The sequence below is a fragment of the Maricaulis sp. genome, assembly GCF_015665295.1.
Lineage (GTDB): Bacteria > Pseudomonadota > Alphaproteobacteria > Caulobacterales > Maricaulaceae > Maricaulis.
In genome coordinates this window covers 237,204-259,783 of record NZ_JADFAJ010000003.1, presented here as the reverse complement: position 1 = coordinate 259,783, position 22,580 = coordinate 237,204, and the positions used below count along the sequence as shown (strand labels likewise).

Annotated in this window: 20 protein-coding genes; 15 read left to right on the top strand and 5 right to left on the bottom strand. The window is 64.5% G+C overall.

All coding sequences use genetic code 11. The annotated features are described in order from the left end of the window. The 5 genes from QZZ02_RS02600 to QZZ02_RS02580 all read left to right on the top strand — a co-directional run. Positions 1 to 839: MoxR family ATPase (locus QZZ02_RS02600; protein ID WP_291842069.1), on the top strand; the 839-nt coding region annotated here is incomplete at its 5' end. Further along, on the top strand, positions 839 to 2,128 hold the full coding sequence (locus QZZ02_RS02595; RefSeq protein ID WP_291842067.1) for a DUF58 domain-containing protein: 1,290 nt from the start codon (positions 839 to 841) through the stop codon (positions 2,126 to 2,128). The genes QZZ02_RS02600 and QZZ02_RS02595, both read left to right, overlap by 1 nt. Then, positions 2,125 to 3,126, top strand: coding sequence for a stage II sporulation protein M (locus QZZ02_RS02590; RefSeq protein WP_291842065.1), 1,002 nt, complete (start codon positions 2,125 to 2,127; stop codon positions 3,124 to 3,126). Before QZZ02_RS02595 ends, QZZ02_RS02590 begins: the two co-directional genes overlap by 4 nt. After that, positions 3,126 to 4,112: an RDD family protein gene (locus QZZ02_RS02585; protein WP_291842062.1), complete on the top strand. Its 987-nt coding sequence runs from the start codon at positions 3,126 to 3,128 to the stop codon at positions 4,110 to 4,112. Before QZZ02_RS02590 ends, QZZ02_RS02585 begins: the two co-directional genes overlap by 1 nt. After that, positions 4,109 to 4,924 (top strand): hypothetical protein, encoded by an 816-nt coding sequence (locus QZZ02_RS02580; protein WP_291842059.1) that lies wholly within the window; start codon positions 4,109 to 4,111, stop codon positions 4,922 to 4,924. The genes QZZ02_RS02585 and QZZ02_RS02580 overlap by 4 nt, the downstream gene beginning before the upstream one ends. A gap of 15 nt (positions 4,925 to 4,939) precedes the next feature. Here QZZ02_RS02580 and QZZ02_RS02575 read toward each other — a convergent pair whose 3' ends face one another. Further along, positions 4,940 to 5,701, bottom strand: a complete 762-nt coding sequence (locus QZZ02_RS02575; RefSeq protein WP_291842057.1) for an SDR family NAD(P)-dependent oxidoreductase — start codon at positions 5,699 to 5,701, stop codon at positions 4,940 to 4,942. 194 nt (positions 5,702 to 5,895) lie between these two features. On the opposite strand from QZZ02_RS02575, the gene glk reads away from it, so the two are divergent. Beyond that, on the top strand, positions 5,896 to 6,876 hold the full coding sequence (glk, locus tag QZZ02_RS02570; RefSeq protein WP_291842055.1) for a glucokinase: 981 nt from the start codon (positions 5,896 to 5,898) through the stop codon (positions 6,874 to 6,876). Further along, positions 6,873 to 7,502, top strand: a complete 630-nt coding sequence (gene eda, locus QZZ02_RS02565; RefSeq protein ID WP_291842052.1) for a bifunctional 4-hydroxy-2-oxoglutarate aldolase/2-dehydro-3-deoxy-phosphogluconate aldolase — start codon at positions 6,873 to 6,875, stop codon at positions 7,500 to 7,502. Before glk ends, eda begins: the two co-directional genes overlap by 4 nt. A gap of 79 nt (positions 7,503 to 7,581) precedes the next feature. Here the strand turns inward: eda and QZZ02_RS02560 are convergent, their stop codons facing one another. From QZZ02_RS02560 to QZZ02_RS02550, 3 genes are all read right to left on the bottom strand, one after another. Then, positions 7,582 to 9,207 carry a sodium/solute symporter gene (locus QZZ02_RS02560; RefSeq protein ID WP_291842050.1) on the bottom strand — a complete coding sequence of 542 codons (1,626 nt, stop codon included), beginning with the start codon at positions 9,205 to 9,207 and terminating at the stop codon, positions 7,582 to 7,584. A gap of 105 nt (positions 9,208 to 9,312) precedes the next feature. Next, complete coding sequence (locus QZZ02_RS02555) at positions 9,313 to 10,569, bottom strand: glutamate-5-semialdehyde dehydrogenase (RefSeq protein ID WP_291842033.1); 1,257 nt, start codon at positions 10,567 to 10,569, stop codon at positions 9,313 to 9,315. A gap of 46 nt (positions 10,570 to 10,615) precedes the next feature. Further along, complete coding sequence (locus tag QZZ02_RS02550; protein WP_291842031.1) at positions 10,616 to 11,395, bottom strand: pyrroline-5-carboxylate reductase; 780 nt, start codon at positions 11,393 to 11,395, stop codon at positions 10,616 to 10,618. A gap of 367 nt (positions 11,396 to 11,762) precedes the next feature. On the opposite strand from QZZ02_RS02550, the gene proB reads away from it, so the two are divergent. Both proB and QZZ02_RS02540 read left to right on the top strand, forming a co-directional pair. Further along, on the top strand, positions 11,763 to 12,920 hold the full coding sequence (gene proB / locus QZZ02_RS02545; protein WP_291842029.1) for a glutamate 5-kinase: 1,158 nt from the start codon (positions 11,763 to 11,765) through the stop codon (positions 12,918 to 12,920). A gap of 95 nt (positions 12,921 to 13,015) precedes the next feature. Continuing rightward, on the top strand, positions 13,016 to 13,933 hold the full coding sequence (locus tag QZZ02_RS02540) for an acyl-CoA thioesterase II (protein ID WP_291842027.1): 918 nt from the start codon (positions 13,016 to 13,018) through the stop codon (positions 13,931 to 13,933). Positions 13,934 to 14,020: 87 nt separating this feature from the next. Here the strand turns inward: QZZ02_RS02540 and QZZ02_RS02535 are convergent, their stop codons facing one another. Beyond that, positions 14,021 to 15,193: an acetyl-CoA C-acyltransferase gene (locus QZZ02_RS02535; protein ID WP_291842025.1), complete on the bottom strand. Its 1,173-nt coding sequence runs from the start codon at positions 15,191 to 15,193 to the stop codon at positions 14,021 to 14,023. Between the two features lie 542 nt (positions 15,194 to 15,735). Between QZZ02_RS02535 and QZZ02_RS02530 the strand changes: the two genes are divergently transcribed. Genes QZZ02_RS02530 through QZZ02_RS02505 form a run of 6 tightly spaced genes read left to right on the top strand, consistent with a single transcriptional unit; the run spans position 15,736 to position 22,497 of the window. Then, positions 15,736 to 17,208, top strand: coding sequence for an MFS transporter (locus QZZ02_RS02530; protein WP_291842023.1), 1,473 nt, complete (start codon positions 15,736 to 15,738; stop codon positions 17,206 to 17,208). A 30-nt stretch (positions 17,209 to 17,238) separates the two neighbouring features. After that, positions 17,239 to 18,396 (top strand): thiolase domain-containing protein, encoded by a 1,158-nt coding sequence (locus tag QZZ02_RS02525; protein ID WP_291842021.1) that lies wholly within the window; start codon positions 17,239 to 17,241, stop codon positions 18,394 to 18,396. Further along, entirely contained in the window at positions 18,393 to 18,803 is a 411-nt protein-coding gene (locus QZZ02_RS02520; RefSeq protein WP_291842019.1) for an OB-fold domain-containing protein, read from the top strand. The genes QZZ02_RS02525 and QZZ02_RS02520 overlap by 4 nt, the downstream gene beginning before the upstream one ends. A 2-nt stretch (positions 18,804 to 18,805) precedes the next feature. Continuing rightward, positions 18,806 to 20,014: an acyl-CoA dehydrogenase family protein gene (locus tag QZZ02_RS02515; protein ID WP_291842016.1), complete on the top strand. Its 1,209-nt coding sequence runs from the start codon at positions 18,806 to 18,808 to the stop codon at positions 20,012 to 20,014. 18 nt (positions 20,015 to 20,032) lie between these two features. Further along, positions 20,033 to 21,145, top strand: coding sequence for an acyl-CoA dehydrogenase (locus tag QZZ02_RS02510; protein WP_291842015.1), 1,113 nt, complete (start codon positions 20,033 to 20,035; stop codon positions 21,143 to 21,145). A gap of 38 nt (positions 21,146 to 21,183) precedes the next feature. Next, positions 21,184 to 22,497: an MFS transporter gene (locus QZZ02_RS02505; RefSeq protein ID WP_291842013.1), complete on the top strand. Its 1,314-nt coding sequence runs from the start codon at positions 21,184 to 21,186 to the stop codon at positions 22,495 to 22,497. The last annotated feature ends 83 nt before the right edge of the window (positions 22,498 to 22,580 follow it).

Below are 22,580 nucleotides of genomic sequence, written 5' to 3'. Positions count from 1 at the left end.
ATGTCCTGCTGGAAGGCCCTCCGGGTACCGCGAAAACCCTGCTGGCACGCAGTTTTGCCTCGGCCCTGTCGCTCGATTTCGGGCGCGTGCAGTTCACGCCGGACCTGATGCCCGGCGATGTGCTGGGTGCCAACCTGTTTGATTTCAGCGCCAACAGCTTCCGGCTCGTGAAAGGGCCTGTTTTCACGGACATCCTGCTGGCCGACGAGATCAACCGCGCGCCGCCCAAAACCCAGGCCGCGCTGCTGCAGGCGATGAATGAGCGCACCGTCACAATCGACGGGACCGACCATGCCCTCGGTGGGCATTTCCACGTCATCGCGACCCAGAACCCGATCGAACAGCAGGGCACCTATCCGCTGCCGGAGGCGCAGAATGACCGCTTCATGTTCAAGCTGGTGCTCGACTTCCCCGAGCGCGAGGACGAGCTGGAAATCCTGCGCCGGCACGCCTTGCAGCCGCTCGATTTCAACGCCCGGACCCTGGGTATCGAGCGGGTGATCTCGGGCGAGGATGTCGAGGCGGCGCACGCGCTGGTCGATGCGATCCGGCTGGATGAGAAAATCCTCGGCTATATCCTTGACCTTGTGCGGGCCACCCGGTCGGACGGGGATGTGCGCGAAGGGGCTTCGACGCGCGCCGCCGACACGCTGGCCGCCGCAGTGCGGGCCAGCGCGGCCCTTGCCGGGCGTGACTACGCCATCCCGGATGATGTCCAGGCGCTCGTCCTGCCCACCCTGCGTCACCGCATCCAGCTGGGTCCGACGGCGGAAATCGAGGGCCGGACCCCGGATGACGTTCTCGGCGCCATCCTGTCGCGGATCGAGGTGCCGCGCTGATGCGACCGACGCGGCGATTGCTGTGGGCGGCGCTGATCGCCCTCGGGCTGACCGCCCTGCTGCTGCCCTTTGCGGCCAGCGACGGAAGTCTGCTCGCCCTGCCCTGGATCGGGCTGGGTGCGCTGATGGTGCTCGACCTTGCCGGCAGTATCCGACGTCGTCGCCACCTGGCGCTGGAAGGCCCGGACGCCGTCTTTGCCGGCCAGACGGCAAGCTTCCGCCTGCATGTCGAACCGTCTGCCCCGCCGGACATGATCGCGCATTTTGACTGGCCCGAAGGTATTCGCGGACCGTCCGCGCTGCGCGCCAATGCAGGCGAAAGCTCGCTGGAATTGCCGCTCGAAGGCTGCGTCCGCGGCGCCTGGCCGCTGGGGCAGGTCTGGCTCAACTGGCCATCGCGCTTCGGGTTTTTCGACTTCATTGCGCGCGCCGAACTGGGGCGGACGGTCACCATCCTGCCCGATATCCGCCCGGTCACCCAGGGGCAGATTGATCTCGCAGTGCGCACCAGCATGCACGGTCAAAAGGAGGCCTTCGCCGAGGGCGAGGGCTCGGAATTCCACCAGCTGCGCGAATACGTCGCCGGCGACAGCCTGCGCCGGGTCGACTGGAAGCGCTCGGCCCGCCAGCGCCGCATGCTGTCCAAGGAGACCCGGGCCGAGCGCAATCACAACATCATCATCGCCCTCGATCACGGCTATCTCATGCGCGAGGTGATCGACGGCCTGCCGAAGATCGACCATGCGATCAATGCGGCCCTCGCAATGGCCTGGGCGGCGGCGGTCGGTGGCGACCGGGTGGGCCTCTTCACCTATCATGCGCGCCCGCACAGCTGGATGCCGCCGGAACCCGGTCGCCAGGTCTTCCCCAAGCTGCGCCACGCCCTGGCCGGGCTGAGCTATGAGAGCAACGAAAGCAATCCGACGCTGGCGCTGGCCACCTTGCAGACCCGCCTGCGCCGGCGCAGCCTGGTGATTGTTTTCTCGGATTTTGTCGATACCACCACCTCGGAACTCATGGTCGAACATCTCGGCCGGCTTTCGCGCGATCACCTGGTCATCTTCATCGCCCTGCGTGATCCGGCGACCGAAGGCCAGGCGCGCCAGCCCGCGCCGTCGCTGGACGAAGCCGCCCAATCGGTCGCGGCCTCGGACCTGCTGCATGACCGGCGGATCGTTATCGAGCGCCTCGGCCAGCTCGGGGTGATGGTGCTTGATGTGCGGCCTGACCAGCTGACGCCGCGCCTCGTTTCGACCTATCTCGATCTCAAGGCGCGGGAGGTCGCATGAGCGAGGTCCAACCCATCCGCTCGACGCGCTTCCGGGCCGAACGTGAGGCGGACTGGCGCGCGCTCGAGGCGCTCGTAAAACGCGTTGAAACGCAAGGCAGCCACCGGCTCAGCTTCGAGGAATCCCGCGCGCTGGCCGAACTCTACCGCAAGGCGGCAACCTCATTGTCGGTGGCACGCGACATCTCGCTCGACCAGAATCTGCTGATCTATCTGGAATCGCTGGTCGCCCGGGCCTTCCTGTCGGTCTATGCGCCGCAGGAAAGCCTGTCAGGCGTCATCGGCCGCTTTTTTGGCGGTTCCGCCTCAGCGGCGGTCCGGCGGTCGGGAATGGCCATACTGATGGCCTTCCTGGCGCTGGCATTGGGGGGCTGGCTGGCCGCCATGTTGTTCGCCCAGGATCCGGCCTGGTTCTACACCTTCGTACCGGGAGGGCTGGCGGGTGATCGCGGGCCGGGCGCCAGTACCGAAACGCTGCGGGCCGGCCTGTTTTCGACCGAGGCCAATCTGCTCGGGCAGCTGGGGGCCTTCGCGGCCTATCTGTTCTCCCACAATACCCGCGTCGCTCTCTTCTCCTTTGCGCTGGGCGTGTTCGCCTGCGTGCCGAGCCTCTTGCTGACCCTTTATAACGGGCTGATCCTCGGGGCTTTCTGGGGGCTGTATGCTGATCGGGGCCTTGGCGTTGAACTGTTCGGCTGGCTGTCGATCCACGGGGTCACGGAATTGTCGGCCCTTGCCCTGGCGGCTGCGGGCGGCTTCCGGCTGGGCCTCGCAATCCTGTTTCCGGGCGGCATGACCCGCAAGGACTCGCTGCGCGCGGCGTCGAAGGATGCAGTCAAGCTCGCATTGGTCGCCTCGCTCATGCTGCTGGTGGCGGGACTGCTGGAGGGTTTTGGCCGCCAGCTGGTCACCGATACGACCCTGCGGATCACCATCGGCTGGGGGATTGGCGCGCTGTGGCTCGCCTGGTTCATGCTGGCCGGCCGGAGGGCGCGCTGATGGCCCGGACGGAAACCCCGGCCCGGATTGCCCGCCGTCTGGAGAGCAGCCGTCGCTGGTTCAGCCTGGTGCCGCCGGAAGGCGTGCCGATCCGCTTCGAGATCGCCGGTCTCGCGGCCCGTTTCGGCGCGCAATTGCTGGATATCCTGATAACCGTGGTGATCATGGCGGCGATCATCATCGTGCTCGCCTTCCTGCCCTTTGACATTGAACCGGTGGTCACCTCGCTGGCGGCGATCCTGCTGCTGATGATCCGGGCGCCCTACTACATCCTGACCGAATTGTTCTGGAACGGGCAGACGATCGGCAAACGGGCCACCGGCCTGCGCGTGCTGGGCGCCGACGGGCGCGGATTGACCACCCATGCCGTGGTCGCACGAAATCTGATGAAGGAAGTCGAGATATTCATGCCGGGCACGCTCTTGCTGGCTTCCGGCGGTCTCGGCCTGTTCTGGAACCTCGTCCTGACGCTGTGGATTGCGGTGGTGCTGATCGTGCCCCTCGCGAACCGGAAGCGGCAGCGGCTCGGCGACCTGATTGCCAACACCTATGTCATGGTCGGGCCGAAATCGGTGCTCTTGCCGGACCTCTCGTCATCAACGCCCACGGACGCCTTCGACTTCACGCCCGCCCAGCTTGAGCATTATGGCCGGTTCGAACTTCAGACGCTGGAAAGCCTGCTGCGGACCGAGACGACGACACAAGGCTCCGGCGAGCGGCGTCGCGAGAGCCTGATCCAGGTGGCGGCCCAGATCCGCCGCAAGATCGGTTACGAGGCGGCTGTTCCGGACAGTCGTGTCGAGGAATTCCTGCACGCCTTTTACACGGCGCAGCGGGCCTTCCTGGAACAGAAACGCATCTTCGGGGATGTCCGCGATGACAAGCATCACCGGGCTGACTCGCCGTTCAACCATCAAGCAAGCAACCATCAAGCAAGCAACCATCAAGCAAGCAACCATCAAGCAAGCCACAAGGGGCGCACATGACTGATACCAATCCAACACCGGCGATGAAGGCCGACCTCGGGATCGGACGTATCCTCAGCGGAACGTTCAGCCTTTATTTCCGGAATTTCCCGCTCTTTTTCGGCGTCGTTTTCCTGCCCTACGTCGTGTACGCGCTGCTGGTCGTCGATCCGATCAACCAGTCAGTCACGCTGGATCCGACCAACCCGTTCGCCAATATCGGGCAGAGCTTTCTGGTGGGCGGCCTGTCGATGTTGCTGATCATCTTTCTCCAGGCGGTGATCGTGCGGATGTCAATCTCGCTGCATGGCGGGCAGGGCGCGCAACTCGGTGCCGCCCTGCGTGGTGCGCTGACCGGCTTCCTGCCGATCCTGCTGCTGGGCATTGTTGCTGCCATCGCCATCATGCTGGGCTTCCTGCTGCTGATCGTGCCCGGCCTCTACATTCTTGCCCTGCTCTATGTCTACGTGCCGGCCATCGTGTTTGAAAAAGCGGGATTCTCGGCACTCGGGCGCAGCGAGGAACTGACCAAGGGTTATCGTTGGTCCATCGTCGGCATCATCCTCGTCATCGTCGTGATCAACTGGATCATTTCCGGGATCTACACGGCCGTCATCATGACCACGGTCGTAGATTTCGGCGGCATCATGGACGGGACGACTGATCCGACCGCGATCGCGGCCGGCATGCCCTGGTGGCTGAACATCCTCGCATCCGCGGTCCAGGCCTTCATCCTGCCGATCAGCCTGATCGCCTCCGGCCTGGTCTATGCGCGGCTGCGCGAGATCAAGGAAGGCGGTTCGACCGGTGATCTGATGCGTGTCTTCGAATAGACGCGTGTGCGCCGCCTAGAGCATCTGGCCGTCATCGATCGTGATGGCGGTTCCGGTGATCTGGGCGGCGGCCGGGCCGGCCAGCATCAGAAGGGCGTCGTCCAGCGCGGTGATGTCCATCAGGCGTTTGCGCGGCAGGCGGGCGATCTGCTTCTGGCCGCCCTCGGTTGCGAACCAGTGGGCGTTGATTTCGGTCTCGATATAGCCCGGGCAGATCGCGTTCACGGCGATGTGCTGGCGGGCCCATTCACGGGCCAGCCCCTTGGTCATCGAAATGACGGCGGCCTTTGAGGCGCAATAGGCGGTCAGGCCTGGCAGAACCGTCAGCCCGGCAATCGAGGCGATATTGATGATGCGGGCCTCGCGACGTTCGGCGACACCGGAGGCCAGCATGCGGCGGGCCGCCTCGCAGGCGCCGAAATAGACGCCCCGCGTGTTGACGGCAAATGTCTGGTCAAAGTGTTCCGGTGTCATGTCGAGCGCCATGCCTTCACCACCGACGCCGGCATTGTTGATCATGATGTGGAGCGGGCCGAGCGCGGCCTCCGCCTGGTCAAGGGCAGGGCCGATCGCGGCCGCGTCGCAAACATCCAGAGCAATGGCGACTGCCTCGCTGCCGCTTGCACGAAGGGCCTCGACCGTCGTCTCCAGCCGGTCCGTCCGGCGGGCCAGCAGGGCCAGCCGGGCACCGCGGGCGGCGAGCCGGTGCGCGAAGTGTTCGCCCAACCCGCTCGATGCGCCGGTGATCGCAATGGTCTTGCCTTGAAAATCGCTCATGTTCTTCGCTCCTCCACACCTGTCCTACCCTGTCTGGCCCGTTCCGGACGCCGAGAAAAGGCGGGAAGGGCGACAGGGCTGGAATCGGAGTCTATGTTAGGGGTAACATATCGCGTATAGAGAATGCCGAATGAGCGATCATCGCGTGTGCGACGGTGGCAGGACTGACGGATCCGGGGGTGGATGTGCCGGGAATGAGCAATGAACCGAGCTATCTCGTCGCCGATATCGGCGGCACGAATGCCCGTTTCGCCATTGCGCGCGGCAGTGTTTCGCGTGGTTTCGACCTCGACCAGGTGCGCCGCCTGAAGAACGAGGATTTCGAACACCTGCGCGATGCAGCCATGGCCTATCTCCAGAGCTGCGAGGGTGACAGACCCGAGCGGGCCTGTTTCGCGGTTGCCTCGCCGATCCGTGCCGGCCGCGTCCAGCTGACCAATGCGACCTGGAGTTTCCGCCCGGACGAGCTGGGTGGCGAGCTGGGCATGTCGACCCTGATGGCGGTCAATGATTTCGAAGCCCAGGCCCGTGGCGCGCCGCTGACCCCGACGGCCGACATCGTCCAGATTTCCGAAGGCCGCCCGATCGAGGGCACGCCGATTGCCGTACTCGGACCGGGCACGGGGCTCGGCCTTGGCCTGCTCGTGCCCGATGGCGAGACGGTCAAGGTCGTGGCGACCGAGGGCGGCCATGCCGGCTTTGCGCCGCGCACCGACCTCGAGATCGAGGTTGGGCGGCGGCTGGCGCGCGAATATGGTTTTGTCTCCTGGGAGCGCATCCTGTCGGGACGTGGCCTGGTCAATATCCATCGCGCCCTGTGCCAGATCGAGGGGCAGACCTGGCCCGGCTACCGGCCCGAAGACATCACGGCGGAAGCCCTGTCCAGACCGGATTCCATGGGCGCGCGCGTGGTCGAGTTTTTCTGTGCCGCACTCGGCGGCTATGCCGGCGATGTTGCCGTGCTGACCGGGGCCCGGGCCGGCATCTATCTGGGCGGCGGCATCCTGCCGCGCATCCGCACGCTGCTGGAAGCCAGTGCCTTCACCTCGCGCTTTCTGGGCCGTGGTCCGATGACACGTTATGTTTCCGACATTCCGATCCGTCTTATCCAGTCCGACGGCGCCGCCCTGCGCGGCGCGGCGGCGCTCGCAGAACAGGGCCAATCCCTCTCATGACCATCACGACCGAAGCTCTTGTCCGTGCCGCCAGCGTCATTCCCGTTCTCACTGTTGGCGATGTCGACAAGGCTGCTCCGCTGGCCCGCGCGCTCAAGGCCGGTGGTCTGCGCGTGATCGAGATGACCATGCGCACGCCGGCGGCGCTGGACGTGCTGACTGCCATGAAGGTCGCTGAACCGGACTTGATCATCGGCATGGGCACGATCCGCACGCCTCAGCAGGTTGGCGATGCGATGGCAGCCGGCGCCGACTTTCTGGTGTCGCCCGGCCTGTCGCCGGAACTGATCCCGGCCCTGCTGGCCTCGGGCCTGCCGGTCCTGCCCGGCGTTGCGACCGCCGGCGAGGCGATGAGCGCCGTCGAGGCTGGCTTTGATGTGCTCAAATTCTTCCCCGCCGAACAGGCCGGCGGGCGTCCCTACCTCAAATCGATCGCCGGACCGCTGCCGGACATCCGTTTCTGCCCGACCGGTTCCATCACCCGCGAAATGGCACCGGACTATCTCGCCTTGCCGAATGTGGTCTGTGTCGGCGGATCCTGGATCGCGACCGGCGCGATGATCGAGGCTGGTGACTGGGACACGATCACCGCCAATGCCGCCGCCGCAGCTGCGATGAAGGTCTGAGCCTTTCCACCATCGGCCGGACAGGAAAAAAGCGGCGCCCCGGGGGGCGCCGCTTTTCTGTTGCGGGACGATGGTCCGGTTATCCGGCTTTGACGCGCTTGTGCATCTCGTCGAAATAATCGGTGACCTCCGGGCCCGGTTTGGCGGTCGCCCTGGAGACGAGATAGAGCGTCACCAGGCAGGCAATGAAGCCCGGCACGATCTCGTACATCACGCCCGACAGCTGCAGGACATAGATCCACACCAGAACGGTCACCGCGCCGGCAACCATGCCGGCAATCGCTCCGATGCGGGTCATGCCGCGCCAGAACAGGCTCACGAGGATGACCGGACCGAAAGCGGCGCCGAAACCGGCCCAGGCATTCGACACCAGGCCGAGGATATTGCTGTCCGGGTCGAAGGCGAGACCGATCGCCACCAGCGAGACCGCGAGCACGGACAGGCGTCCGACCAGGACGAGCTCCTTCTGGCTGGCGCCCCGTCGCAGGAAGATCTTGTAGAAATCCTCCGTCAGCGAGCTCGACGAGACCAGGAGCTGGGACGAGATCGTGCTCATGATCGCGGCCAGGATGGCGGCCAGCAGGAAGCCGGCGATATAGGGGTGGAAGATGACCTGGGAGAGCAGGATGAAGATGGTTTCCTGGTCCTGCAGCACGACATCACCGTCGGCAAAGGCGCCGGTGGTGTCGATGTTCTCGAGATCGCCCATCGTGGTCGTGGCGTCGGTCGGCGCTTCAACGACGCGCGCGACATTGAGGCCTTCCGCCGTCTGGATGCCCTGGCTCTTCACATAGGCGAGGCCGGCGGCCCCGGTGAGCACGGCGCCGATCACGGTGATCAGCATCCAGCTCATGCCGATCCGGCGCATGACCTTGACGTCCTTGAGGGACTTCACGGCCATGAAACGCACGATGATGTGCGGCTGGCCGAAATAGCCCAGGCCCCAGGCCATGGTCGAGACAATGCCGACGACGGCCAGCGCGAGCCCCTCCTGCGGGATCATCGAGAGATAGGGTTTGTCCCAGCCTCCGACATCGACACTCAGCGTGCTCAGCGCGTCGATGGTGGGGCCGAAACCGCCCAGCTGCATGATGGTCACGACCGGCACCAGGATCAGGGCGATGAACATGATCACGCCCTGCACGAAGTCGGTCAGGCTGACGGCGAGGAAGCCGCCGAACAGCGTATAGGCCACGACGACCCCGGCCGTCAGGAACAGGCCGAGGCGATAGTCGAGACCGAAGGAGGCGTCGAACAGCTTGCCGCCGGCGACGACGCCGGCCGAGGTGTAGATGGTGAAGAAGACCACGATGACGATGGCCGAGATGACGCGCAGCAGCCGCGACTTGTCGGCAAAACGCTTCTCGAAATAGTCCGGGATCGTGATCGCATCGTCGGCCACCTCGGTATAGACGCGCAGCCGCGGGGCCACGAGCTTGTAGTTGAAATAGGCGCCGATCATCAGGCCGATGGCGATCCAGCTTTCCGAGATACCGGTCAGCAGGATAGCGCCGGGCAGACCCATGAGCATCCAGCCGGACATGTCCGATGCGCCGGCCGAGAGGGCGGCAACCGCCGGGTGCAGCTGGCGACCGCCCAGCATGTAGCCGGACACGTCATCGGTGGATTTGCGATAGGCGTAGAGCCCGATCGCCATCATCAGGATGAAGTAGAGTGCCAGTGAAATAAGGGCTTCAATATCCATGGACTTGCCTTGGGTTCAGCGAAACGAAAAGGGAAGATCACGTGGTTCGGCGTTCGGCTCAAGCGACGTCGCCCGGTGAACCGGGCGCCGCGACGGCCGCAACGATCAGGGCCGGGTCTGGCCCTCGCCATGCACCAGGTATTTGAAGGAGGTGAGCTGTTCGAGCCCGACCGGCCCGCGCGCATGCATCTTGCCGGTCGCGATGCCGATCTCGGCGCCCATGCCGAACTCCCCGCCATCGGAGAATTGCGTCGAGGCATTGTGCATCACCACGGCGCTGTCGATCATCGCCAGGAAGCAGGCGGCGGCGTCGGCATTTTCGGTCACGATGGCATCGGTGTGGGCCGAGGAGTGGGCGGCAACATGATTGATGCCGGCCTCCAGCCCGTCGACGATTCTCACTGACAGGCAGGCGTCCAGATATTCGGTATCCCAGTCGTCCTCGCTGGCCGGCTTGATGCGCGGGTCAATTGTCACGGCGGCCTGATCACCGCGGAATTCGCAATCCGTCATGCGGTCGACCAGGCGCGGCAGCAGGTCTGCGGCCACGGCGTCGTCAACCACGAGGCTTTCCGTGGCGCCGCAAATGCCGGTCCGGCGCAGCTTGGCGTTCTCGACAATGGCCACTGCCTTGTCGAGATCGGCGTCGGCGTGGACATAGGTGTGGCAATTGCCGTCCAGGTGCAAAAGCGTCGGGACGCGCGCCTGGTCGCGAACCAGCGAGACGAGGCCCTTGCCGCCGCGCGGGATGGCAAGATCCACGTATTGCGTGCACTGAAGCAGGTATTTGACCGCATCCCGGTTCGAGGTGTCGATCATCTGGATCGCGTCTTCCGGCAGGTCGGCCTCACGGAGGCCTTCCTTCATGCAATCCACGATGATGCGGGTGGAGTTGAGGCTTTCCGAACCGCCACGCAGGATCACGGCATTGCCGGATTTCAGGCACAGCGCGCCGGCGTCGGCGCCCACATTCGGGCGCGATTCATAGATCATGCCGATGACGCCGAGCGGAACGGCGACGCGCTCGATGCGCAGGCCATTGGGGCGGTCGATCCGGGCGAGGAGCCGGCCCACCGGGTCCGGCAGGGTGGCAATCATCTCGATCGCCCCGGCAATGCCCTCGATCCGCTCGCCGTCCAGCATCAGCCGGTCGATGAAGGCGTCCGGCTTGCCGGCCTCTTTGACAGTCTCGACATCGATGCGGTTGGCCTCGAGCAGGTCGTTCGCCCGCAAGCGCAGGGCTGCGGCGGCCGCGATGAGCGCCGCATTCTTGCGTTCCGTGGAGGCGGTCGCGAGCACGCGCGACGCGTCACGGGCCTGGCGGCCGAGTTGTTCGATATAGGCTTGCATACGATCTGACATGGTTTCCTTGGGGTAGGAGTGTTGATGAGAAGCCGGCTTCCGGCAACTAGCGAAGTTCGACGGCCCGCTCATAGGCGGCCTGGACGGTTTCGGTCAGCAGGGCATCGAGCTGGCCGTCGCGCCGCAGGGCATTGATGCCGGCCTCGGTCGTGCCCTTCTTGCTCATCACCGAATTGCGCAGCTCGGCGACATCCTCGTCGGACCTGGCCGCCATCTCGATGGCGCCGCCCATGGTTTCCAGCACCAGTGCGCGGGCGGTCTCGTTGGAAAAGCCGAGGCCCTCGGCGGCGGCGATATAGCTGCGCGCGATCTCGAAGACATAGCCCGGGCCACTGCCGGCGACGGCGGTGAGGCGGTCGAGTTCGTCCTCGCTGTCGAGCCAGACCGGCGTGCCGGTCGCGCGGGCCAGCTGGTCGCCGATATCGCGATGCCGGTCACTGCAGGCAGAATTGGCGTAAATCCCGTTCACGCTGCGACCGATCAGCGCCGGCAGGTTTGGCATCAGGCGCAGGACCGGCCTGTCGCCGACGATGGCTGCGATCGAGGCAGACGAGAAGCCGGCTGCGATCGAGACATGGCAGCCGTCTTCCGCCAGCAGGCTGGCATAGGCGGGCAGCACGTCTGGGATCTGCTGCGGTTTGACCGCAAGGATGATCACGTCGAAGCGGCGACCGGCCAGGGTGTCGACACCGTCGACATGCTCCGTGCCGGCCGGCAGGGCGCGGCCCGACCGGTTCACCGTCGTGAAACGGGCCGGCATGGCATCAATCCAGCGGCGCAGCATGGCGCCGCCCATCTTGCCGCATCCGATCAGGAGTATGTCCATGTCTTGTCTGCTCTCCATGCCTTCCAGCGTCCTGTCGGGTCCATCGTGGTCGGGTCTGTCGTGTCGTCGCGCGCCGGAACGGCAGCGCCGCGCTCACATGAAAATGCCCGATCCGCGCGGGCGGGTCGAGCCTGTCTGAGAGCGGTATATAGCAAAAACAATTTCGAATTCAAATTATATATGCGGCGACCGGTTCAGCTGCCAAGCCCGGGCGCGTGGCATAATAAATTACGTATATTGTGCTGTCATTAAGGCGCCTCGTCGAAACTTCAGACGATCTGCGGGGTTGCAAAAATTCGAATGCTAAATAGTTTGAGCGCTGATTTTGCGTCGCAGCAATTGCCGGCGCGTCAAACAGGAGAACCGTGTGAGCCAGCGTAAACGCATTGTCGTAAAGATCGGGTCCAGCCTTCTGGCCAATGACCGCCGGCTGACCCTCCGCTATGCCTTCATGAACGAGCTTCTGGCCGATATCGCGCGTTTGCGGGATGAGGGCCATGACGTTGTCCTGGCCTCGTCCGGCGCTGTCGCCCTGGGCCTCAACGCCATCAAGACCTCGCCCGAGGAAGCCGGCGTGCTCGACAAGCAGGCCGCGGCGGCCTGTGGTCAGCCACTCCTGCTCAATGCCTACAAGCAGGTGGCGCACGAGCATGGCTTCGATATCGCCCAGATCCTGGTCACGCTCGAGGATCTCGAGGAGCGCCGCCGTTTCCTCAACACCAAGAATACGATCCAGCGCCTGTTCGAGCGCGATGTCATGCCAATCGTCAACGAGAACGACACGGTGACGACCGAGGAAATCCGGGTCGGCGACAATGACCGTCTGGCCGCCAAGGTGGCGCAGATGATCCAGGCCGACCATCTCGTCATCCTGACCAGTATTGATGGTCTGTATGATCGTGACCCGTCCGACCCCGAGGCGCAGTTCGTCGATACGATCGACGATGTCACCGAATATCTGGAAGTCACCTCGGGCACGAGCTCGCTGGGGTCCGGCGGCATGCTGACCAAGATACAGGCTGCCAATCTCGCCCAGAATGCCGGCTGCACGACGCTGATTGCGGAAGGCACGATCGACCGTCCGGTCTCGGCCGTCCTGTCCGGCGAGCGCCGTCACACCAAATGTGTCGCCAAGGGCACGCCGGCCTCGTCCTGGGCCGTCTGGCTGACCAACCGCCTGCAGCGCGCCGGCAGCCTGGTGCTCAATGACGCCGCCGCCGAAGCGCTGGCGACCAGCCCGAGCGGGGTCAGCCACGAGGACATCGTCAAGATCCATGGTGCCTTCACCAAGGGTGATGTGCTGCACGTCTATTCGGAGAGCGGCGAGGAGGTCGCGCGCGGCCTGACCAATTTCTCCTCCGACGAGACCATGATGCTGGCCCGCCATACCGATCAGGACGTCAAGGAATTGCTCGGCTATCACGCCCGGCCCGAGATCGTGAACCGGGACAATATGGTCATTCTCAATGCCCGGCACCTGCCCTGGGATGCGCCGACCAAGTCGCTGCGCCTGGTCGCCTCCTGACCTGACCTGCATTCCGCCGTACCGGAAGCTGGAAATTTGCGCGGCCGCGGTCCAGTGTTGTGGCCACGCACAGGATTCCAGCAAGGGGTGCCGCAATGGACGGGGCTGACGCGACGCAGGGCGAGAAGAAAAAGCGCCGGGATTATACGCCGGCCGAACTGGCCGCTGGCCTGGTCCATCTTCTTGATGTCGAGGAGATTGATGTCGATCTCTATCGCGGGCGCCGCAATCCGGGTGGCCGGGGGCGTGTCTTCGGCGGCCAGGTGATCGCGCAGGCCCTGAAGTCTGCCGTGGCCTCGGTCGATGACGACCGTCACATCCACTCGCTGCACGCGTATTTCATGCGGCCGGGGGATGAGGATTATCCGATCATCTATCGCGTCGAGCGCGATTATGACGGCGGCAGCTTCTCCAACCGCCGGGTCATTGCCATGCAGCGTGGCAAGCCGATCCTGAACATGACGGCCTCCTTCCACCGGCCGGAAAAGGGGCTCGCCCACCAGTTCGACATGGGCGATGTTGCCATGCCCGACGACCTGCCGACCGAGGTCGAGCTGCTGCGCAAGATGAAGGACCAGATCCCCCAGCCCTTTTATCGCTTCATGACCCGTCCGCGACCGATCGAGATGCGCCCGGTCGACCCCTGGTCGCCGATCGATCCGCGCCAGCGCGAGCCGAAACGGCAGATCTGGATCCGCGCCACCGACCTCGCCACCGATGACCAGGTCATGCACCGCGCCATCCTCGCCTTTGCCTCCGACATGGCGCTGTTGAGCACCTGCATGCAGCCGCACGGCGTCAGCTGGATGACCCGCAAGATGCAGTCAGCCAGCCTCGATCACGCGGTCTGGTTCCATGATGATGTCGATATGGGTGACTGGCTGCTCTACGACACGGACAGCCCGTGGTCCGGCGGCGCGCGCGGTTTCAACCGCGGTCAGCTCTTCACCCGCGATGGCAAGCTGGTCGCGTCCACGGCGCAGGAAGGCCTGATCCGGCTGCGCGACGAATAAGGTCTGGCCGCGCCAGCGGGTCGCCACAGGAAAAGGCCGCGCCGGACATCCGGCGCGGCCTTTCGGTTTGCGGCGCGATGAAGCGGACTACAGCACTTCAAACAGGCCGGCTGCGCCCATGCCGCCGCCGACACACATGGTGATGACGACGTATTTGGCGCCGCGACGCTTGCCCTCAATCAGGGCGTGGCCGACCATGCGGGCGCCGGACATGCCATAGGGGTGGCCGATCGAGATGGCGCCGCCATTGACGTTCAGCTTGTCGGCCGGGATGCCGAGGCGGTCGGCGCAGTAGAGCACCTGCACGGCGAAGGCTTCATTGAGCTCCCACAGGCCGATATCGTCCGCCTTCAGGCCGAAACGCTCGAGCAGTTTCGGCACGGCGAAGACCGGGCCGATACCCATTTCGTCCGGCTCGGTACCGGCGACCGCCATGCCCATATAGCGGCCGAGCGGGGCGAGGCCGCGCTTGGCGGCGAGTTCGGCTTCCATGACCACACAGGCCGAGGCGCCGTCGGAAAGTTGCGAGGCATTGCCGGCGGTGATGGTGCCGCCCTCGATGACCGGGTTGAGGCCCTGCAGGCCGGCGAGATCCGTGCTCGGGCGATTGCCCTCATCCTTTTCCAGGAAAACCTCCTGCCGGGAGGTTTCGCCGGTGGCCTTGTCGACAACGATCTTGGTCGATTTCATCGGCACGATCTCGTCGTCGAACTTGCCGGCGGCCTGGGCGGCGGCGGTACGCTGCTGGGACTGCAGGCCGTACGCGTCCATGCGCTCGCGGGAGATGCCATAGCGCTTGGCCACGATCTCGGCGGTCTGCAGCATGGGCATGTAGATGTCCTTGTGCATGGCCAGGAGTTCCGGGTCCGGCTGCACGCGCATTTCCTTGGTCTGGACCATGGAGATCGACTCGACGCCGCCGGCGACGACCACATCCATGCGGTCGACAATGACCTGTTTGGCCGCAGTCGCGATGGTCATCAGACCGGAGGAACACTGGCGATCCATCGACTGGCCCGCCACGGTGACCGGCAGGCCGGCGCGCAGCGCTGCGGTACGGCCGATCGTGTGCTGGACGCCCTGCTGCAGGGCAGCGCCGATGATCACGTCCTGGATTTCAGTCGGATCGATCCCGGAGCGCTCGACGGCCGACGCGATGGCGTGGCCGCACAGGGTCGGAGAGGGGGTGGCGTTGAAGGCGCCGCGATAGGCTTTTCCGATCGGGGTGCGGGCAGTGGAGACGATGACGGCATCACGCATGATTTTATCTCTTTGATTGCGAAACGGGTTGGGTCTTCGGGAAGGGTTGGGCGGTCAGGATGTTGGCGCTTGTCGGCGTCGCTTCGAAGACCCGGCTTGCCGGGCTGCGTTGCGCCGCTCTCATGATCGTGTGCGCCCTCTCTCCCCTTCGCGCCGGCCAGTTCTGGGGAAGTTTTAGTCGCCTGCACCGGTGCGGGGCAAGAGAAAACCGGACCGCTTCCTCAAATTTGGGCAGTGATATTCAAATTGTGGATGGCGGGTATGCGAAACTGTCTTTTATTTCTCGCTCTTGTCGGTTTTCAAAAAACAGGTATGCTCATACCGACAATATGAAAAAATGAAGCGAGACGCGGAATAATGATGTGGGATTTTGCGGCCGATCCGGCGTTTCAGGTCAGGCCGGGCCAGGCCGGGGCGGATGCACGGGCGTGTCAGCGAGAAGGCGGCGAGAGCGTGGGAGCTGATTGCGGACGCGTAACGCCCGACCTTGTCGGGTGAATTGACCGGGTAGATGCCAAAAGGCGCGCCCTCCGGGAGGAAAAATGACGGACATCGCTACGCCGGTTTCGGCGCCGCCGTTGAAATACATCACCAAGCTTCTCTACGGCGTCGGATCGATGGCCTATGGCGTCAAGGACGTTGCCTTCCGGGCCTATCTGCTGTGGTACTACAACTATGTGATCGGCGCTGAAGCCGCTCTCGTCTCGCTGGCCATTCTGGTGGCGCTGATCTTTGACGCCATCTCCGATCCCATCGTCGGCCAGATTTCTGACAGCCTGCGAACGAAGTGGGGCCGGCGTCACCCGCTGATGTATTTGTCAGCCATTCCCGCGGCCGCTTCATTCTTCTTCCTGTGGCACCCGCCAGCGGGGCTGGAGGGGTGGAACCTCTTTGTCTATCTCGCGGTTCTCGCTTCGGCTGTGCGGACCTTCATCACCTTGTATGAGATCCCCAGTTCCGCGCTCGCACCGGAATTATCGACCAATTATGACGACCGGACCTCGATCGCCAGCTATCGCTATTTCTTCGGCTATCTCGGCGGGATCGGAATGTCGGTCCTGGCCTTGTGGATATGGCTGGCGCCGACGGCCGAATATCCGATCGGCCAGCTCAATCCGTCGGGCTATTACACCTTTGGCCTGGTCGGCTCGCTCCTGATGTTCGCGACCGTGATCATCTCGACCACTGGCACGCATCACCGCATCAAATACCTGCGCAAGCTACCGTCGCCGCAACGGCGCAACCCGCTTGAGACGCTCAAGCTGATGGCGCGGACCTTCGGCAACAAGGCCTTCCTCGCGATCCTGAGCTTTGGCGTTCTCAAATATACCGCGATCGGCATGGCCTCGGCGCTGTCGCTCTATTTCGGCACCCTGTTCTGGGGCTTCAATTCCGGAGAGCTGGCGATCATGGCGGCAGAGCCGCTGCTTGGTGCCTTTCTGGCGCTGATCTTCGCGCCGCTGATCTCCAAGCGGCTTGGCAAGCGGGCGGCGGCTTTCGGGCTGACGATTGTCGCGATCATCCTTGGCGTCCTGCCCTATATCCTGCGATTGAACGGTCTGTTCTTCGACGATGGCGATCCGGCGCTCCTGCCGACCCTGTTTGTCATCCAGGCGGCCTATTCGGCGTGCGGCATCTCATCGGCCATCCTTGTCCACGCCATGATCGGCGACGTTATCGACGACAGCGACGTCAAGACCGGACGGCGCGCGGAAGGCCTGTTCTATGCCGCCAACTCCTTCATGCAGAAATGCGTGACCGGCTTCGGCCTCATGGCAGCGGGAATACTCCTGACCATCGTCGACCTGCCAGAGCGCGCCCAGCCAGCCGATGTCGATCCGGCCTCGGTTGACTTGCTGGCCTTGCTCTATGTGCCGAGCGTCGCCTTTCTCTACATTGCCGGGGCGCTCTTCCTGCACTTCTACCGCCTCGACCGGTCCAGTCATGAAGCCAATCTGGCGACTCTGAAGCGGCGCGAAGACGGTGCGCCCCACACCCAGCCGGGTGCGCAATGACCGATCCCGTCAAAACCAACAGGAGCTCGCATGAGCCTGCGTAACGCCGCCTGTATCGCCGGCGCCTTTGAGCACCCGACCCGGCTGGCGCCGGACATGACCACGCCGCAGCTGCATGCCGAGTGCGCGGCGGGGGCGCTGGCTGATGCCGGTCTCTCGCTGACGGATGTCGATGGCTATTTCTGCGCCACCGACGCACCGGGTTTCGGGCCGATCTCGATGATCGACTATCTCGGCCTGACCGTGCGCCATACGGACTCCACCGAGATGGGCGGCTGTACCTATATCCAGCATGTCGCGCATGCCGCCGAGGCGATCGCCGCGGGCAAGTGTTCCGTGGCGCTGATTGCCCTGGCCGGACGACCGCGTTCCGAGGCGGTGCAACGTTTCCGGCCCGGCGCGCCGGAGGCTGCCTTCGAGCAATGGGTCGGTCTGACCAATCATACCAGCTACGGCATGTGCGCCGCGCGTCACATGCACGACTTCGGCACCACCTCGGAACAGCTCGCCTGGATCAAGGTCGCTGCGTCTCACCATGCCCAGCACAATCCCCACGCCATGCTGCCCAAGGTGGTGACGGTCGAGGAGGTGGTGAACAGTCCGATGATCGCCGATCCGCTGCACCGGCTCGATTGCTGCGTGACGACGGATGGTGGCGGAGCGCTGGTTGTGGTCTCGCCGGAGATCGCGAAGACATTGAACCGTCCGGTCATTTCGCTTCTTGGGGCGGGAGAGGCGACCAAGGGCCCGTCCGGCGGGCTCGGGCTCGACCTCACCGTCTCGGCGGCCGCGCAGTCCGGCCCGCGCGCCTTTGAAGAGGCCGGGGTCACGCCGGCCGACATCAAATACGCCTCCATCTATGACAGCTTTACCATCACCGTGTTGATGCAGCTGGAGGATCTGGGTTTCTGCGCCAAGGGCGAGGGGGGCAAATTCGTCGCCGACGGCAATCTCATCTCCGGCACCGGCAAGCTGCCCTTCAACACGGATGGTGGCGGGCTGTGCAATAACCACCCCATGTTCCGCGGCGGCATCACCAAGGTGATCGAGGCGGTGCGGCAATTGCGCGGTGAGGCCGCCCCCGCGGTCCAGGTCCCCAATTGCGATCTCGCGGTCGCCACCGGCATTGGCGGTTCGCTCGGTGCCCGGCACGGCGCCGCCACCATCATCCTGGAGCGTCAGTCATGAGCGCGCGCAAGCTTTCCGCCCCGCAACCCAATCCGGAAACGCAAACCTTCTGGGACGGGCTGGGCGAGGGCGTCCTTCGCATCAAGACCTGTGAGGCCTGTGGCAAGCCTCACTACTATCCGCGGCATGTCTGCCCGCATTGCGGCTCGGACCGGACGCGCTGGCTGGAGACCGCCGGGCGCGGCGAGATCTACAGCCTGTCGGTCATGCGGCGCGGCGAGGGCGCGCCCTTCGCCGTGGCCTATGTCGTGCTCGATGAAGGTCCGGCCATGCTGACCAATCTGGTCGCGGATGACCTGGATGCCCTGGCCATCGGCCAGCGCGTCCGTCTGGCCCCGCAGGCCAGCGACGCGGAAGCCACCGGGGATGGTCCATCCCTGCCCTTTTTCACCCCAAGTGGAGATTGATCATGGCGACAACTGAAATGACGCGCCCCGACGCGACGGCGGAGGATTTTCGCGCCGAGGCGGCGGCCTGGCTCGCGGACAATTTCCCGCAATCCCTGGTCGGCAAGGAGAACCTGCTCGCCGCCATTGAGGGGGAATCGAAACCCGACCCGGAAGTCGCCGCCTGGAAAAGGGCGATGGGCGAGAAGGGCTGGGGCACGCCGACCTGGCCGGTGGCCTATGGCGGTGGTGGTCTCGACGCCAAGCAGGCGCGTATCCTTCAGGAGGAGATGGCCAGGATCAACGCCTGGAACCCGATCGGCGGCATGGGTGTGATGATGCTCGGGCCGACGCTTCTGGAGTTCGCCTCCGAGGAACAGAAGCAGCGCTATATTCCGCCGATCTGCCGCGGTGAGATCCGCTGGTGCCAGGGCTATTCCGAACCCGGTGCCGGCTCCGATCTCGCCAGCCTGCAGACCAAGTGCGAGGACAAGGGGGATCACTGGCTGATCAATGGCCAGAAGACCTGGACGTCGGGCGGGCAGTGGGCCGACTGGTGCTTCGCGCTGGTGCGCACCGACACGTCGAAGAAGCATGAGGGCATCTCCTTCATCCTGCTGGACATGAAATCGCCGGGCGTCGAGGTGAAGCCGATCAAGATGATCTCCGGCGCCTCGCCCTTTTGCGAGACCTTCTTCACCGATGTGAAAGTGCCCAAGGACCAGATCGTCGGCGAGATCGGCAATGGCTGGACGATCGGCAAGCGCCTGCTCCAGCACGAGCGCACCAACCTGTCGGGTGGCGGGCGTATGGGGCGCGGGGCCGGCCCGTCTCTGGCCGATATCGCCCGCAAGTATGTCGGCGTGGATGATGAGGGCCGGATCGCCGATGCCGATCTGCGCGGCCGTATCATCAAACACGAGATGGAAGCCCGTGCCTTCCAGGCGACGGCGCGCCGGGTGACGGCCGAGGCCAAGAGCGGATCACTGTCGCTGGCCTCCTCCATCCTGAAAAATGTCGGCGCCCGGATTACCCAGGAACGGGCCGAGCTGACGCTGGAGATCATGGGCATGAACGGTCTCGGCTGGGAGGGCGAGGGTTTCCACCCGCTCGAGCTCGGCACCACCCGCGGCTGGCTGTGGGGCAAGGCCGTGACGATCTATGGCGGCACGACCGAGATCCAGAACAATGTCATCGCCAAACGCATCCTCGGGATGCTGGACCATCAATAGGACGGGGGAGCGACCACAATGGCAGTCCTGAACGAAGAACAGACCATGCTGCGTGACATGGCGCGCGACTGGGCCCGCAAGGAGTCCCCCGTCAAGGCCTACCGCAAGATGCGTGATGGCGGGGCGGCAATCGGATTCGACCCGCAGGCCTTCGCCAAGATGGCGGAAATGGGCTGGACCGGGGTGATCATCCCGGAGGCCCATGGCGGCTCGGATTTCGGCTATCTCAGCCTCGGCCTCGTGCTCGAGGAATGTGCGCGCACACTCACGGCCAGCCCGCTCAACGCCTCCTCGCTGGCCGCGACCAGCGCGGTGTTGCTCGGCGGTACCGAGGCCCAGAAGGCGGCCTGGTTGCCGGGGATTGCCGCCGGCGAGACCATCGCCGCCCTGGCCGTCGACGAAGGTCCGCGCCACGCGCCGGACCGGGTCGAGGCAGTCGCCGAAAGGCGCGGCGATGGCTGGACGCTCAAGGGCAGCAAGCAATTCGTCGCCGAGGGCGATGCAGCGAGCCTGCTCGTCGTGGCAGCGAAAGCCGGTGACGAGATCGGCCTTTTCCTGGTGCCGGCCGATGCCAAGGGCGTGTCGGTGTCGGCCCGCAGCATGGTGGATGCCCGCTCACACGCGGCGATCACGCTGGATGGCGTCCTGCTGGCCGCTGATGCCCGTCTCGAGGCGGGCGGGGCCGACCTGCTCGACCGGGTGCTCGACCGGGCCCGGGCCGGTGTCGCGGCGGAAATGCTTGGCCTGGCCGTGCAGGCCTTCGAGGACACGCTGGCCTATCTCAAGACGCGCTCGCAGTTCGGCGAGATCCTGTCGCGCTTCCAGGCGCTGCAGCACCGCATGGCCAATCTCTTCACCGAAATCGAGCTGATGCGTTCGGTCGTCGAGGGCGCGCTGGAAGCGATCGACGCCGGTCGCGACGATGTCCCGGTTCGGGTGGCGCTGGCCAAGGCGACGGCCTGCCAGACCCTGCACCTGGTCTCGCGCGAGCTGATTCAGCTGCATGGCGGGATCGGCATGACCGATGAACACGATGCCGGCTTCTATCTCAAACGGGCCCGCGTGCTGGAGAACCAGTATGGCAATGGGGCTTTTCATCGCGAACGCTTTGCCCGACTGAACGGCTATTGAGCGGCCGCGCCATCCCGCCTTCGCCCGCCGGTCCGCCCGTGGCCGGCCTGGCGGAGGAAGGCGAAACCCCGGAAGGGCGCGAGCAGGCTTATTCCGACTTTGTCGAGGGCAATCTGAAGCGCAATTACATTGCGCATTTCACCCACGGCATGCTCGGCATGACCGGCTTCCGGCTGATTTTCGCGCCGACCTTCGTACCGGCCTATCTGCATATGCTGACCGGCTCGCCGATCTTTGTCGGGATCGGTCAGGCGCTGATCCAGCTGGGTGCTGTTGCCTCGCCGGTCATGGGGGCGGCCCATATCGAGCATCGCCGGCACGTCATGCCTGCGGCGATGACGATTGGCATGCTGATGCGCCTGCAACTGCTTGGCCTGGCGCTGGCCGGATGGTTTCTCACCGGCTCGGTCCTGATCGCAGCGACTTTCTTCTTCCTGTTGTTGTTCGGATTCTTCCTGGGCTCACAGCGCGTCGCCTTCCAGGTCCTTTTGTCGAAAGTCATTCCGATCCGCATGCGGGGACGATTGCAGGCCTGGCGCAACATCGCCGGTGGCGCAATCGCCGCCGGCCTGTCCTGGTGGGCCGGGGTTCATCTCATCGAGACCAATGCGCTGGGCAATGGCTATGCGACGACCTTCATGGTCGCCTTTGTCCTCACCAGCCTCGGCCTGACCGCGCTGTGGATGTTCATGCGCGAGCCGGAAAGTCCGACCGTCAAGATCCAGATGGGCGTGATGGCGCGGGTGCGGGAATTCCCGCAACTGCTTGTCGACCGTGATTACCGGAATTTCCTGATCGCCCAGATGATGGCGACGGCGGGCCGGATCGTGATCCCGTTCTGCATTATCTATGCGGGTCGCAAGATGGAGGTCGACGGCGCCGCGATCGGCCTGTTCTCGCTCGCCTTTCTCGGCGCTGACACCGTGACCAACCTGATCTGGGGGACGCTGGGGGACCGCTATGGCTTCCGGCTGACCTTCATCCTCACCGTGGTGACCTGGATCTTCTCCCTGGTGGTCATGATCTTTGCCGAGCAACCCTGGCACTTCCTGGTCGCATTCTTCGGATTGGGCGCAGCCGCATCTGGATATATGATGAGCTCGACGACGCTGGTTCTCGAATTCGGCGAGCGGGACGATATCCCCATGCGCCTCGCCCTTTCGACCACGGTGGAAACCACGATGGCGTCGTTCGGCCCGGTGCTAGGCGGGCTGATCGCCAGCTTCTTCGGCTTGGTGCCGGTTTTCGTCATCTCGCTCGTCAGCCTGGCGGCGGCTCTGATCGTTCTAGTTTCCGCAGTACGCGAACCACGTCATCTTAAAGTGGAAAGCGATGCCGCAGTGCAGCGTTGAATTAGCCTTTAATAACTTGCGATGCGACGCCTATCTCCTTGACTTGTCAAAATCCCATTGTTCTAATCGAATGTGCGGTATGC